The following is a 16263-nucleotide window of genomic DNA, read 5'->3' as shown; positions in this document are numbered from 1 at the left end:
AGCATGCCGAGGTGAAGCTGGAGACCTTTCCGTACACGCGCTACGGCACGGTGGGCGCGAAGGTGTTGAGCGTCGCCGCGGATGCGGTGATCAGCGAGAGCGCGCGCCAGCCGCAGAACAGTTTCAGCGGCAACGGCAACAACGCGGACAACAAGCCCCCGCAAGGCGCCAGCTTCCCCGCGACGCTGCAGCTCGACCAGCGCGACATCAACGTCGATGGCAAGCGAGTGCACCTGTCGCCGGGGATGAACGTGACGGCGGAGATCAAGACGGGCAAGCGGCGAGTGATCGACTACCTGCTGAGCCCGGTGCGTGAGCATCTCAATGACAGCTTGAAGGAGCGGTGATGGGCACTTTTCTCAACCAACTATCAAGTCTTGAAGGTGGTGCAGTGAACCAGCGACGCGCAAAGCATTTTCTCGCCAGATCAATTCGCAAGCAATCCTTGTTGATCCTCTCAGTTAGCTTGGCCGGGCTAGTGGGATGCGGAAAGAAAATCGAGGAAGCCAAATGGTCGGAGGAAGTGCGGCTCCATGACGGAAGAATGATAGTCATCGAACGTGTCGCTAGAGCGAACCCACAGCCGTTCCTGTCTGAGATACCTGGTGCAGATATAGATTTCGAGATTCACTATGCACCATTGAATATCCACTGGAAGGGGGGGCAGCTCGCATCCTTGGAAATATTCGACGGCAACGCTTACGTCGTCACAGCGGAGCCGGGGGGTGTCGAGTTCTGCAAAGGCAAACCAACGTCGACATTGCCCATAAAGGTCTGGAGGCAGCAGGCTGGGGAATGGGTTGAAGTCGATGCCGCCAACTTTCCAACTGATGTGGCGTTGTGGAACCTGTATTTAAAGTACTGGGGTGGCAACGGGGTCGAAGATGCCAAAGGGCTTATCACTTGGGAGTTCAAGGCCGGGCGTGACGCCTACCCATTTGCAAGTGACAAGGGTGGGAACGCGAGGCGTCCCGCAACCATCATGGAACACTACGTTTCGAAAGGAATTACCTGCGCCCGCTGGGCAATTGATCAGAAGTGATGAGTATGGCTGGCGCAATTGAATACATCATTGATGTCGGCAAACGTCTATGGAAACTATGATCAAGACGGCGACAACCAAGCGGGAAGAAATCCTGTTCGCATTGGGATCAACAAGTTGCCCATCCCGGACGGGTGGACGCAATTTAACAGAGCAAGAGGATACAAGCCCAGTGACAAGGGAGTCGGATTCGTGGCGAGTGCTTCCCTTTGCCTTCACAAACACGAGTGGCTCTCCTACTCCGTGTTGAAATTAATTCTGAGAGGAAACTGTGGCTGCATTAATTATCCTGTTGATTCTCGCCCTTTGGGCAGGATTTCTGTTTCTTATTGGCTATGGCTTAACCTTTCGCGTGGAGCATAGAATGCTGCGAATAGTTGCTGGCGGAGTGGCTGTTCTACTCTTATTTCTCGCGCCAATTTACGATGAGATTTTAGGGGGCTCCGAGTTTGAGGAGTTGTGTATGGACGGCTCTATATACAAAATATCAGCAGGTGCGACTGATAAGAGATTTGATCTAATCTATGCGGCGAGTGCCCCAAGCATAGTGCCCGGTCTTATTCGTCCAGCAAATGAAATTGCGATCAGTTATACAGATGTCGCGTCCGGCGCAATCATAGCCACCGGAAAAGCCTTTATTGCAAAAGGGGGCTGGCTCGCAGGGCGCCATTGGGCCGTAAGTATGAGCGGAGGAGACGGTCCCTTGCTCGGTCGCGCGCAGTGCTTTCCAGGCGACCAACCGGAAGAGGCGAGGCGACTGCACGCGATTACCAATCGAATTATAAATTGAATGAGCTCTAAGCTTAGATGGCAGGCGCGTGCACCTGTCGCCGGGGATGAACGTGACGGCGGAGATCAAGACGGGCAAGCGTCGGGTCATCGACTACCTGCTGAGCCCGGTGCGAGAGCACCTGAATGACAGTTTGAAGGAGCGGTGATGGGCACTTTTCTCAACCAACCATCAAGTCTTGAAGGTGGGGCAATGAACCAGGGACGCGCAAAGCAATTACTTGCCAGATCAATTCGCAGGCAATCCTTGTTGATCCTCTCGGTCAGTCTGGCTGTGCTTGCCGGATGCGGTAGGAAAATCGAGGAAGCCAAATGGTCGGAGGAGGTGCGGCTCCATGACGGAAGAATGATAGTCATAGAACGCGTCGCTAGAGCAAACCCACAGCCGTTCCTGTCTGAGATACCGGGTGCTGATATAGATTTCGAGATCCACTATGCACCATTGAATATCCACTGGAAGGGGAGTCGGCAGCTCGCATCCTTGGAAATATTTGATGGCAATGCTTACGTAGTAACGGCGGAGAACGGGGGCGTCGAATTCTGTGAGGGAAAACCGGCGTCTACATTGCCCATAAAGGTCTGGAGGCAGCAGGCCGGGGAATGGGTTGAGGTCGACGCCGCCAGCTTTCCGACTGATGTGGCGTTGTCAAATCTGTATTCAAGATACTGGGGTGGCAACGGGGTCGAAGATGCCAAAGGGCTTATCACTTGGGAGTTCAAGGCCGGGCGTGATGCCTACCCATTTGCAAGTGAAAAGGGTGGGAACTCGCGGCGCCCCGCAACCATCAAGGAATACTACGTTTCAAACGGAATTACCTGTGCCCGCTGGGCAATTGAGCAGAGGGGGTGAGTATGGTTGGCGTAATCGAATATTCATTGATGTCGGCAAACGTCTATGGAAACTATGATCAGGACGGCGACAACCAAGCGGGAAGAAATCCTGTTCGCAGTCCGGTCAACAACTTGCCAGTCCCGGACGGATGGACGCAACTGGACAGAGCAAGTGGATACAAACCGAATGATAAGGCAACCGGTTTCATGGCAAGTGTTTACGTCAAAGGTAATGACGTAGTAATCTCTTATGCAGGGACAACGGACGAGAATGCTCTTGACTGGCTGACAGGCAACGTGCCCGCCGGCAGCGCGATGTCCGATAGCGATGCCGGACACGCAGGAGTAGCAACTCAAATAGTTCAGGCCGCAAAACTCTACCTTGATGTACTCGCCGACCCTCAGTTTGCCGGGAAGTCGATAAGTTTCACAGGCCATTCTCTCGGAGGAGGGCTGGCGTCGTTGATGGCGGTTTACTTTGATCGACCTGCTACTGTATTCGACGAGGCATTCTTCCTCAAAAGTGCTGATTCGGGGATTGTCATTGGTCAACTGCAAGCGGCTCTCGCCGCCGCGGGCTATTCCATCCCCACTGCACTCTCTGGCTATCAGACTGTCGATTCGCAGTCTTCATATTCTAGCAATACTTGGGAGCCTTCGCCCACTCGTATGGCTCGTGATGATAATGTGCAAAACTATGCGATCAAAGGGGAGGTATTGTCAGTGCTCTCCGATGAGGCATTGAAAAACCCGGCTGGCGCGGTCATTCCTGTCGTCCTCGCCGCTGCGGGTTCGACGAGTGCTGTGGTGGGACCATTTCTTGCGGCATCGGGCGGCACTGCGCTTGCAAATCTTATCGCACAAGCCGGCTTCGGTATTGGCAAGATCAACAATGGATATAATGTCTCAACCCCCGCTGAGGGCGGGCAAGAGACTATTTTTGACCTGAATGCGAAGAGCAACAATGGATGGGGCTTCAATCTCGACTCAGCACTCGGGATTGCTGGCAATCCTGTGGATCTGCATTCCATCAGCCTACTGACGGGTCTTCTGCTCTCTGAGAACTTCAAGAATACGTTGAAGAGTCATCCGGAACTTCTCGCACGCCTCTTTGCCAGTCCATACTACAAGAATGATCCGAAGGCAACTCGAGTATTGAATCTGCTCGAGGTCTTGGTCGCCGGGCAATACAAGGGGCGTGAAGCACTTGATGTGTTGGCGCGGGATGTCAATCTGGTGAATCTGAATCGAGGGCTCACGGCCTTGGATTTTTTTGAGTCGAATGGCACGACTCGCATCGTGAACGTCGCCGCGGCCCTGGTAGATGCTGAACTTGCGGGCCTGTATCGGCAGAGGGCGCCAGGAGGCGTCTTTCAGAGCATTCTCACAACTCGAGGCAACGCCATCCTTGTGAATATGAGCGACCTCGGCACCGAGTTCACTAACGGCGTCAATGGCCTCAATGCTCTGCTCAGCTTCATGCTCCGGCCGGAGTTGAATGGCATCCACGTCACAACCAACCCTGAAACCCGATGGGCCATCCAGACCGGTGAGGCAGGACTTGCCTACACCGCCGTTTCGAATGGGAAATCAGACGTCGTCATCGGCTCCATGGGGACGAACGACTACGCCGACGGCGGCGACGGCGACGACACGCTGATCGGGGCCGCCGGGGCGGACACGTTGATCGGTGGTTCGGGCCTGGATTTTCTTTATGGAGGCGAAGGCGCTGATCTGCTTGAAGGAGGTGCCAATGCCGATTGGCTGACCGGGGGTGCAGGGACTGACACGTATCGCTTCGCTGGGGAATGGGGGCACGACACCATTGACGACAGCGACGGCGTATTGCAGGTTGCCGGGTTCGAATCGGGCCTGCCGCAAGGGAAGAAGGTCGGCGAGGGACGGTACCGCAGCGCGAATGGCAAGGTCACCTATTCACTGACCCGAATCAGCGACTCCCGCATCGATCTCACGATCGCCTTCAATGATCGCCGTGACGAGATCACCGTCCGCAATTGGACCAACGGCAGCTTCGGCCTCACATTCGACGAAGCACCCGTTCCGCCCACCTTCACCCAAGTCGGCAACGCACACAACAGCCCCAATGATCAACTGACAGGGACATCTGAGGCCGACAGCCTCGTCGGCCTGAGCGGCAACGACGCCTTGTCCGGGCTTGCGGGCGACGATGTCCTCGAAGGAGGCGATGGCAGTGACGTTTTAGCAGGCGGCGTTGGCGCAGATGTGCTCAAAGGAGGCTCCGGGGATGACTACATCTTTGGCTCGGGCGACGCGACCAGCGCCAATTGGGGCGAAACGGCCACCAGTTGGGTGACGATCACCGGCAGCGCATGGGAAATTGGCGGTGTAGGTGGTCCGGCCTCGGGCGATCAAGGTAATGTCATCGATGCCGGCGACGGAAATGACTGGATTGCCGCGGGGACAGGCAGCGATGTTGTTCGCGGCGATTCCGGAAGTGATCTCGTCTATGGAATGGGCGGCAACGACTACGTCGACGGTGGCGATGGCGCAGACGAGTTGCACGGCGACAGTGCCAACACCGCACCCAACAACTACAACACGACCGCGCTCGACCAGCACGGCGACGACGTGCTGGTCGGTGGTTCCGGTAACGACACTTTGATCGGCGAAGGCGGCGGTGACGAGCTTTACGGCGGCGACGACGATGACGACCTCGAGGGCGATGCCGCGTCGGATCTTGTGCCGGCCTCCATCCATGGCAACGACTACCTGGACGGTGGGAGCGGCAACGATCGGCTTTGGGGTGAGGGGGGCGACGACGAACTGTTCGGCGGCACTGGCAACGACACCATGTCGGGCGATGCCATCTCGCGGATGCTCGGTGGCGCCGCGCACGGCGCGGACTATCTCGACGGCGAGGAGGGCAATGACTCGATGTTCGGCGATGGTGGCGCCGACACGCTGTTTGGCGGATCAGGCAATGACCGGATGTTCGGGGACACCGCGTCGTCCATCGCCGCGGAACAGCTTGCCGCGCAATACCACGGCGCCGACTACTTGGACGGCGAAGAGGGTGATGATCAGCTGTACGGCGGTGGCGCCGCCGATACCTTGTACGGGGGCGAAGGCAATGACACGCTGCTGGGTGACGACGACGTCGCACGCCTGACCGGTTCGGCCCACGGTGCGGACTACCTCAATGGCGAAGACGGCGACGATTCCATCATCGGGCAGGGCGGTGCAGACACCTTGTACGGGGGTACCGGAAACGATTCACTGTGGGGCGACAGCGATGAGGCGGCCCTGGGTGCCGAGTTCCAGGGCGCGGATTACCTCGACGGCCAGGAGGGGTCGGACCAGCTTGTTGGCCACGGGGGGGACGATACCTTGCTCGGTGCCGTCGGCGACGACTCGCTGTGGGGTGGCGCCGATGACGATGCCCTCGACGGCGGCGATGACAACGACGAGTTGCACGGTGATGACGAAACCGGCCTGGTCGCTTCCGCGCGGCATGGCGACGACACCCTCGACGGGGGCACCGGCGACGACAAGTTGTTCGGTGACGGCGGTGACGACGTCCTGTTGGGTGGAGAGGGCGATGACTGGCTGTCTGGCGAGGACCAGGTCGATTCCAGCGTCGAGTCCGAACTCACCGGCGACGACACGCTCTACGGTGGAGTAGGCGCCGACAGCTTGCTGGGCGGCCGCGGCGATGACGAGCTCGACGGAGGCGTTGGCACCGACATCCTGTTGGCGGGGGCCGGCGAAGATCTGCTCAAAGGCGGCGCAGACGACGATGAGCTGTACGGCGGGGCGGGCGATGACACGCTGAGCGGCGGCGGCGGCGTCGATGTCATGGCCGGCGGGGAGGGCAATGACACCTACGTCGTGACCCGCGACGACATGAGCATCAGCACCGGCGGCGTGGTCGACACCATTGCCGATTCGGAAGGCGACAACGTCCTGGAACTGCAGGACCTCGGCCTGGACGATGTGACCTTGATCGCCTCGGGCGAGGACGATGCCGACCTGGCGCTGTACGCCGATGCGGAGCACGCTCTCCTCGTGCTCGGCGGTGCCGACGCGTTGGACAAGGTCGTCCTTGACGGGCAGGCGGTCAGCATGGACCGGCTGCTGGCAGAACGCCTCTACCAGCAGGTGGTGCGCACCACGCACGATGCTGGCGGCAAGGTCTATGGCGGTGCGTTCGAGGACGATATCGGCGCCAGCGCCGAGGCAACCGGTGCCGTGCTCTCGGCCGGCCGCGGTGACGATGCGATCACTCTGGCGACGCTCCACGGTGCGACCGTGCTGTTCTCGCGAGGGGACGGGTCCGACTCACTGGTCACCAACCATGACATGGGCACAGTGCGCGATGCAGACAACATCCTGAAGCTGGGCGAAGGCCTGAGCTTGACTGACCTGAAGCTTCTGGACGTGGGCGATGGCCTGTTCAGCCTGCGGATCGGCGCTGCGACCGACACGATCACCTTCAGCCTGGATGGCGCGGATCGCAAGGGAGGTTCTCGGCCGTTTGACGTCATCGAGTTCGCCAACGGACAGCGGGCGACTTGGGCTCAGGTGGTGGATCTGGGCGTCACGAGCGGGACCATCGGGTCCGGCTCTGCGCCACCGCCGCCGGCTTCTCTGCCGTGGCTCAAGGCGCCAGACGGGGCTGGCGACAACTCTTGGCTCAATCTGCCGTCCGATCCGAATGATGGTCGCAACGGCGCACGCCCCGGCGGTGTTGAGATTCCCGGTGGCGGTGGCGGTGGCGGCGATGGCGGAGGGGGTGGTGGCGGTGGAGGAGGTGGTGGTGGAGGAGGAGGCGGTGGTGGCGGCGGCGGCAACGGTGGCGGTGGCGGTGGCGGTGGCGGAGGGGAAGGAGTCGGAGGAGGAGGGGGCGGTGCCGGCGGGGCTGGTGGTGGTGGTGGCGCCGCAGGCGGGACGGGGCACGGCGGCGCTGGTGCGTCGACCGGCGGCATCGAAGTGCCGCGCCTGGATCCGCTCGTACTGGACCTGGATGGCGACGGCATCGAGACGACCAGCCCGCGTGATGGCGGAACTGTAGTGCTGTTCGACCACGATGCCGATGGCGTGAAGACCGGCACCGGCTGGATCAAGCCGGACGATGGCTGGCTGGTGCGCGACATCAACGGCAACGGCACGATCGACTCCGGACGCGAGCTGTTCGGCGTCGACACGCTGCTGCAAAGCGGCCAAAAGGCGACCGATGGGTTTGCTGCGCTGCGAGACCTCGATGCCAATGGCGATGCGGTGATCAACGCCAGCGATAGCGTGTTCGCCCAACTGCGCATCTGGCGTGACCTGAACCAGGATGGCATCAGCCAGGCCAATGAACTGACCAGCCTGGGCGCCAACGACATCGTCTCGGTCGGCGTCAGCGTATCGCCGATGAACACGCCGCTGGGCAACGGCAACGTGCAGACCGCGGCTGGAACCTTCACCCGATCGAACGGCAGTGTCGGGTCGACCGGCGAGGCAAAGTCACTGGCCGCCAACCTCGAACTGCTGACGGACTCCTTCTATCGCGAGTTCACGGACCATGTGCCGCTGACGGCGCAGGCCATCGCCTTGCCGAACCTGCGTGGATCGGGTCGAGTCCGCGACCTGGACGAAGCCATCAGCCTCTCTCCCGAACTGGGCAACTGGGTGCGCAGCTATACGCAGCAGGCGACGCGCCAGGCCCAAGTCGACATGCTCGACGGGTTCATGGAGCGATGGGTTGGCACGTCCGACATGGGCTCGCTGAAGCAACAGGCCGAGGCTCGAGGCGTGGCCCTCAACTACACGCTCGTGGGGCTCGTCACCGGTTCGGCGCCCTATCAAGAGTTCGTTCGCAGGCTAGGCATCGTCGAGAGGTTCACGGGATTCACCTATGCGGGGCAGCGTGGCCAGGCCAACACGGCAGCGCTGACGCAGACGGGCGGCAGTCTGTCGGTGACCCTGAGCGTGTCCCAGATCGAGAGCATCTCTCTCGCCTACACGCGGTTCCGCACGGACGTGTACGAGTCCTTGCTGTTAAGCACGCGGCTTGCGCCGTATGCCAGTGCGCTGACGGTCGCCGTCGCAAACGGCGGGCGAGCGAGCGACTTCCAGGCGCTCGAAGGCGCATTCACGCAGGCCATCAATGCAAACGCCCGCGACGGCATCATCGATCTCATCGAGTTCGTGAGTGCCGCCGGAGAGGCCAAGCTCGCAGCCTTGAACTGGCATGCCCTGGAGTTTCTGATGCAGAAACTCGGCAGCGTCCAGGGCGTCGGATCGTTCCAGGAAGAGCTCAGCAGTTGGACGGTGGCCATCGGTGGCCTGGCTGGCACGGCCAGACCGGACCTGCTGGTTGGCACCACGTCCGCAGATCGCATGACGGGCGCAGATGGCAACGACGTCATGATCGGAGGCCAAGGGGCCGACACACTGAACGGCGGGGGCGGTGACGACACGCTGCTGGTGAGCAGCGGCGACCTGCTGTCCGGCGGAGAGGGCAACGACACCTACATCCTGCAGGCCGATGAGTTCAATGCCGTCATCGACACGCGTGCGTACAGCAATGCGGGGAACGACCGCATCTACCTCGGAGCCGGACTGACGTTGAAAGGCTGGAACAGGCAAGGAGCTGATCTCTGGATCAACTACGCGGGTGGCAGCGGCAATGCTGGCAGCGTGCGCGTTGTCGGCTACTTCGACCTGCCGGCGAAAACCATGGCCAATGCAGGCTTGAGCATTCAGCTGGCCGACGGAACGATCTTCGATGACGCCGATATCACAGGTGCGGACGCGCACGATCTCACCGGTGGCCGCGGGCATGACACGCTGACCAGCGGCTTGCGCGACGATCTGCTCGATGGCGGGGCCAACCAGGACGTCTACGTCTACAACCGGGGTTCGGGCCAGGACACCATCGGCGGCAATGTCGAATCCGATGGGACGACCGATGTGCTGCGGCTCGGCCCAGGCATCTCGCCGGACGATGTCTCGTTCAGCCCCGACGGGCTTGTCTACATCGCCAATGAGTGGGCCTACAGCATCTCGATCCGCACCTACTCCCACGACATCGCGGGGCAGACGAACTTCGCTGTCGGGAAAATTCAGTTCGACGACGGCACCGTCTGGGATCTCGGCAACGAACGCTATCGCAGGACGGTTGCAACAGAGGGCGATGACTTCATCACGGGCAACGACGCCGGCAACGCGCTGTCGGGTGCGGGTGGGCGAGACCGGCTGGACGGGGCGGGCGGGGCCGACACGCTGGACGGCGGAGCCAGTTCCGACGCCTTGCATGGCGGATCAGGGGCCGACAGCCTGCTGGGCGGAACGGGGAACGACAGCCTGTATGGCGATGCCGGCGACGACGTACTGGACGGCGGCTCCGGTGACGACGTCCTGACGGGCGGCGTCGGTGCCGATCTCTACCACTTCGGGCACGGTTCCGGTCACGACACGATCGTGATTAGATCGGAGGACCTTGCAGACGGCGGGGCCGATACCGTTGTCTTGGGAGATGGCATTGCCCCAGCCGACCTGGTTCTCAGCTGGCAAGGACAGTTGATGATCCGCATCAAGGGAACGGACGACGAACTGACGATCAACGGGCCCGACCTCGGAAGCTACTCGCCCGACTGGAATCCCGGTTTTGGCCTGGTCAACCTTCGCTTCCCGGATGGCACCGTGTGGGATGCTGCAGCGATCCGCGCTCGGCTCATCACTGCGACCGAGGGCGAGGACTTCCTCCAGGGGTATGCCGGCAATGACCTGCTCTCCGGCGGCGCAGGCGATGACTACATCCGGGCCGGCAACGGGAGCGACACCCTCGTGGGCGGTGCCGATTCCGACTATCTCGAAGGCGGTGCAGGAGACGACACCTATCGATTCGGCCGTGGGTCCGGCTTGGACACGGTCGATGAGAAATGGGCCGTCAGCGGCCATGACTTGATTGCCCTCGATGCCGGCATCTCGGCGAGCGATCTCATCCTGACGCGGCGAACCGGTTCCGGAACAGACGACCTGGTCCTCTCCATCGTTGGAACGGACGACAAGCTCACCATCCGCGACTACTTCAATCAGTTCTCGCTCGACTGGTCGTATCGCACCATCCGCATCCGCTTCGCGGATGGCAGCGAGTGGGACGGCACGCAAATGGCCGCCCATGTGGTGGACCGGCGGGGCGTGCCGGGCGCCCAAGTCTATGGGACGGGCGAGAGCGAATCGTTGTCGGGGACCGTCGACGACGACCAACTGGTCGCCGCGGCAGGTAATGACACGCTGGACGGTGGCGCTGGCAACGACCGACTCGATGGCGGCGCCGGCAACGACACGATTGTGTTCGGACGCGGCAGCGGCATCGACGTCCTGACCGGCGACCGGTTCAGCCTGGACCGCGCGCTGGATGTGATCCAGATCGGCGCCGGGGTGGCACCGGGCGACCTTCTGTTGAAGGCGGTGCCGGATGCTTTCTCCAACGTGGTCTCCACGCTGGAGCTGTCGATCAAGGGCTCGAACGATGTGCTTCGCATCGAAAGCTATTTCGGCGAGAGCTTCAACAATGATCCGGCGAGCGCGTACCAAGGGGAGTCATTGCGTTTTGCCGATGGCACGGTCTGGGACGCCAGCACGGTGCGCAGCATGCTGTATGCCGGCAACGGATCCGACAAGCTGTTCGGAACAACGGGTGCCGATTCGCTGAGCGGGCTCGGCGGAACAGACTGGCTGACTGGCGAAGGTGGCAATGACACCCTCAGCGGCGGAAGCGATGCCGACATCCTGGAAGGAGGTGCCGGCAACGACGTGCTGCGCGGCGATGACGGCGACGACAGGCTGCATGGCGCCGACGGGAACGACACCCTCGACGGTGGCGCCGGCGACGACGAACTGGACGGTGGGGCAGGCAGCGACGTCTTCCTATTCGGTCGTGGCTCGGGGCGTGACGTCTTTCGCGGAGGGCCTGGCGGGGGCGGCAAGACGGACGCCATTCAGCTCGGGGCCGCCATCACGGCCGCCGACGTCGAGCTCAGAGGCGGCACCGGTTGGACAACCCTCGTCATCAAGGACACCGGAGAGTGGGTCGACTTCGATTTCTCAGGGCGGAGCGCGTCGTCGACGGATGGTGTCGACGAGATCCGGTTCGCCGATGGAACCATCTGGAGCGCCGCCTTCATCAAGGCGCGCCTGCTCCAGGGTGGTGCCGGCGACGATGAGCTGGGTGGATTCAGTTCCGGTGACCTGATGAGCGGATCGACTGGTTACGACACCTTGTACGGCGGCGCAGGCAACGACACGCTGGACGGTGGCGTGGGCAACGACGTCCTGTATGGACAGCAGGGCGAGAACATCTACCTCTTCGGTCGCGGTGATGGAGAAGACTCGGTCGCGGTGGGGCGCACCGATGGGCTGACGGACACGATCCGCTTCAAGCCGGGGATCACGGCAGCGGACATCGTCGTCAGACGCAGCGACCTTGCCCGTTTCGACCTGGGAAGCTCCTCGGACCATCCGGACGACGACCTCGAACTCGGCATCGTCGGCAGCAACGACAAGGTCATCGTGGGCGGATTCTTCGGTGATGGCGGGTTCGAGGCAGGCTGGAATCCCGGGGTGCAGGTGGAGTTTGCAGACGGGACACTCTGGACGGTGGACGCACTCACGTCCCGCGTCATGACCGGTGGGGCTGGCAGCGACACGATCGGTGGCACGAAGAATGCCGACCTCCTGACGGGCGCAGCCGGTTCCGATCGACTGAACGGGCGGGCCGGAGACGACACGCTCCTGGGCGATGCCGGCAACGACAGCTTGTCCGGGGGCGCCGGAAACGATCTTCTCGACGGCGGCTCCGGCAACGATACCTACCTCTTCAGCCGAGGCGATGCCCGGGACGTCATTACCGAGTCTGCCGAGATCGGGCCCGGCCTGCAAAATGTCGTTCAGCTGGGGGCGGGCATTGTGGCGGGCGACCTCAGCCTCTCGCGCCATGGTGCGGATCTCCTGATCAGCATCAATGGCACGGCCGATCGACTGCAAGTCGTGTCGTTCTTCGCCGATGGTGCGCCGTCCAATGCGGCCAACCCGGTGCAAGGCATCGTCTTCGCGGACGGAAGCCGTTGGGACCTCGCGGCCATCCACTCGCACGTCAGTTCGACGACCGGCAACCACGCGCCGACGTTCCAAGGCGCTCTCAGCGACAGCACGATCAGCGAAGGCGACTTCTTCAGCTACAGCATTGCGCCCGGATCGTTCTTCGACGCCGATGCAGGGGATACGCTCGTCTTCACGGCAACGCTGCCCGACGGGAGTCATCTGCCGTCCTGGCTGACATTCGATCCCGCGACGCTGCGACTGCAGGGATGGTCCCAGGCCTTGCTGCAGAACAACATCACCGTGTCGATCCAGGCCGAGGACCACACCGGTGCGACCGCCACGGCCGTTTTCAACCTCACGGTCCTGGTGCAGAACCAGTTCTTCAACGGCAGCTCGTCGGCGGATCAGTTGGTCGGCAGATCCGGCAACGACACCATGTTCGGCCAGGGAGGCAGCGACTTCCTGCTGGGCAATGCAGGAAACGACTCGCTCGATGGCGGATCGGGTGACGACACCATGAAAGGCGGCAAGGGGGACGACACCTATGTCGTCAACTCTGTGGCTGACGTGATCTACGAAGCCGAGGGCGAGGGGACCGATGCTGTTTCGTCGAGCGTGAGCTGGGTTCTCGGCAACGGATTCGAGAACCTGGCGCTGACGGGCAGCAGCGCGCTCAATGCGACCGGCAACGGGCTCGCCAATATCCTCACCGGCAACAGCGGGGCCAACAGGCTGGACGGCGCGGCCGGCGCGGACACGATGAGCGGGGGTTCCGGCAATGACATCTACGTCGTGGACAACGCGCACGATGCCGTTTCGGAAAACTCGAATGCCGGGACCGACACCATCGAGTCGTCCGTCACGTGGACCCTGGACTTGAACCTGGAGAACCTGACGTTGACGGGAAGCGATGCCACGACCGCTGTCGGGAACTCGGTCGCGAACACGCTGAGAGGAAACGGGGCCAGCAACCTCTTGAGCGGCGGCGGCGGGAACGACACCCTGGTCGGTGGTGCTGGAGACGATACGCTCGATGGTGGCGCTGGCAACGACTCGATGAGCGGTGGCATCGGGAACGACACCTACGTGGTCGATGCATCGAGCGACGTCATCGCCGAACTGCTCGGCGAAGGCATCGATCAAGTGCAGAGCACAGCGACCTACCTGTTGTCGGCGAACGTGGACAACCTGACGCTCGGCGGGAGCGGCGCGATCAACGGGACCGGGAATCTCCTGGACAACATCCTCGTCGGGAACAGCGCCAATAACACACTGACGGGCGCGCAGGGCAACGACACGCTGGACGGGGGCCTGGGCAACGACACACTGGTCGGTGGCGCGGGCAACGACGTGTACTTCGTCAACGTCAATACCGATGCGGTGACCGAGGCTGCCGGCGAAGGCACGGACACCATCAACAGCGTGGTGACCTGGGACCTCAGCCTCGCGGCCTACGCCAATGTCGAGAACCTGACGCTGACGGGCACGGGTGCGATCAACGCCACCGGCAACGCACAAGCCAACGTCCTGATCGGCGGCAGCGGAGCGAACACGCTGATTGGCGGTGCCGGCAACGACACCTATGCCGGCGGTCTTGGCAACGACATATTGACCGACACGGCCACGAGCAACGACGTCTACCGCTGGGGCCTGGGCGACGGCAACGACACGCTGAGCGACGCGGGCGGCAGCGACCGCATCGAGATCGGCGCGGGCATCACGGCCTCGCAGGTGACGCTCACGCGCAGCGGCAACAACCTGGTGATCGGGCTGACCAACGGCACCGACAAGCTGACGGTGAGCAACTGGTATGTCGGCACGGCGAACAAGATCGAGGAGATCCGCCTGGCCGACGGCAGCACGATTGGCGGCAGCCAGGTGCCGCTGTCGATCGGCACTGCGCAGTCACTGGAGCAGAACGCAGCGGTACTGATCTCGGCGATGGCGCAGTTCTCGGTGCCCGTGGAGAGCGACAGCGGCTTGAGAGCGACTGCCGACACCTGGAGGACTTCGCCGATCATCACGGTGTCTCATCAGTCGATTTGACGAGGACGTGCTCAGATGAAACCTGCGCTGATCATCGGAGCGCTCCTCTGCGCCGGGTTGCTGTTGTCCACTACATCTGGCGGTCGCACAGGCGTGCAAGCAGGCCGCCTACGGCCGCTCGGCTTCGTTCAATCAATGTTCGGATGTTCTGTTCCAGACTGCGGACAGGCGGCTCAACGAGCGTTTCGCGCACCCCGTAGCTTCAGCGCGGCTATCCAGCGGCGCCGGTCAAGCGAGGGGGCTGCATGGCAGAACTGACCGAGCGCAGAGTGAAGGAACTGGAGGAGCTTGAGGCCTGTGTCCACGGGGAAGGATATGGCCGGGTGTATCCGCTGTTGCCGTGGCGATCGCGGGCATTGCAAGGGTCGCGTTCCACGCGGCCTCTCGACTCCGACCCGAGGCACCAGATTCCTCACTGCTGCTGAGGTCCGTGACCCTCCAACGGGGGTGTTTGACGTTCCTCATCCGTCAGCCTAGACTGCCCCGCACAAACAAGAATATCAAACCGAACGGGAGCGGGTTTGAAAGATTCAGGAGGCACGGAGCAGGCGGAATTGCGCTCGGGAGCGAGGGACGGCGAGGCCGCGCTTCACGCCCTGTGCCTGGTGGCCCGGCTTCACCAGGTACCCGCTGACCCCGCAGCGCTGTTGCATCAGCTCGGCAAAAGCCCGAGCGAGCCCGTCTCCACCGAGGACCTGTTCAGCAACCCGCGCATCCTGATCTTCGACGAGGCGACGAGCGCGCTCGACTACGAGAGCGAGGCCATCGTCCAGCGCAACATGGCGGCGATCTGCCAGGGCCGCACGGTGCTGGTGATCGCGCACCGGCTGAGCGCGGTGCGCAATGCGCACCGCATCATCGTGATGGACAAGGGGCGCATCGTCGAGATGGGCGCGCACGAGCAGCTGGTCGCCAAGCCGAAGGGGCTGTACGCCTACCTGTGGCAGATGCAAGGCGGCATCGAGCGCACAGCGGTTGCCGTGGAGAACCAGGCATGAGCGCCGCCATACCGAAAGCGACGCCGGCGCCGCATCCCGCGCTGGCCTTGCTGGCGCGCTACCGGGCCGTGTTCGCGGCCGCGTGGCAGGCACGGCATGAACTGGCGGGGCCGAAGCGCCTGGCCGACGAGACCGCCTTCCTGCCCGCGGCGCTGAGCCTGCAGGCGACGCCGGTGCATCCGGCGCCCCGGCATGCGGCCTTGGTGATCTGCGCGCTCTTCGTCGTGATCTTGCTGTGGGCCAGCTTCGGCGAGCTGGACATCGTGGCTTCTGCCCCGGGGCGCATCGTCGTCAGCGACGGCAGCAAGCTGATCCAGCCGCTGGAGGCGAGCGTAGTGAAGGCCATCCAGGTGCAGGACGGCGACCGGGTCAAGGCGGGGCAACTGCTGATCGAGCTCGATGCGACGCTGGCCGAGGCCGATCGCGGGCGGGTGATGCAGGAGCGTGCGTCGGCGATCTCGGAGTCGGTGCGCACGGCGTCGC

5 protein-coding genes and 2 pseudogenes are annotated in these 16263 nt (G+C 62.4%); all 7 read left to right on the top strand.

What is annotated here, in order from left to right; genetic code table 11:
- Positions 1-347 (top strand): annotated as a pseudogene (locus BUE42_RS33245) (hypothetical protein); the annotation flags it as partial.
- Positions 347-1042: a hypothetical protein gene (locus tag BUE42_RS32815; RefSeq protein WP_143171860.1), complete on the top strand. Its 696-nt coding sequence runs from the start codon at positions 347-349 to the stop codon at positions 1040-1042. The pseudogene BUE42_RS33245 and the gene BUE42_RS32815, both read left to right, overlap by 1 nt.
- Positions 1043-1334: 292 nt before the next feature.
- Entirely contained in the window at positions 1335-1832 is a 498-nt protein-coding gene (locus BUE42_RS32810; protein WP_143171859.1) for a hypothetical protein, read from the top strand.
- 147 nt (positions 1833-1979) lie between these two features.
- Positions 1980-2681, top strand: a complete 702-nt coding sequence (locus BUE42_RS32805) for a hypothetical protein (protein ID WP_143171858.1) — start codon at positions 1980-1982, stop codon at positions 2679-2681.
- Positions 2682-2710: 29 nt separating this feature from the next.
- Positions 2711-14782 carry a calcium-binding protein gene (locus tag BUE42_RS32800; RefSeq protein WP_159445525.1) on the top strand — a complete coding sequence of 4024 codons (12072 nt, stop codon included), beginning with the start codon at positions 2711-2713 and terminating at the stop codon, positions 14780-14782.
- Between the two features lie 695 nt (positions 14783-15477).
- Positions 15478-15780 (top strand): annotated as a pseudogene (locus BUE42_RS30630) (type I secretion system permease/ATPase); the annotation flags it as partial.
- On the top strand, positions 15777-16263 hold a 487-nt coding region (locus BUE42_RS30625), incomplete at its 3' end, for a putative HlyD family type I secretion protein (RefSeq protein WP_143171856.1). The pseudogene BUE42_RS30630 and the gene BUE42_RS30625, both read left to right, overlap by 4 nt.

The sequence above is a fragment of the Rhizobacter sp. OV335 genome, assembly GCF_900142965.1.
In the GTDB taxonomy this organism is placed as follows: Bacteria; Pseudomonadota; Gammaproteobacteria; order Burkholderiales; family Burkholderiaceae_C; genus Rhizobacter.
Note: the sequence above shows the minus strand (reverse complement) of the source record. Positions and strands in the feature narration are given on the sequence as shown.

Excerpts from the sequence above, each read along its gene's own strand:
- BUE42_RS32805 (WP_143171858.1), top strand. The coding sequence starts at position 1,980 with ATGGGCACTTTTCTCAACCAACCATCAAGTCTTGAAGGTGGGGCAATG.
- BUE42_RS32815 (WP_143171860.1), top strand. The coding sequence starts at position 347 with ATGGGCACTTTTCTCAACCAACTATCAAGTCTTGAAGGTGGTGCAGTG.
- BUE42_RS32800 (WP_159445525.1), top strand. The coding sequence starts at position 2,711 with ATGTCGGCAAACGTCTATGGAAACTATGATCAGGACGGCGACAACCAA.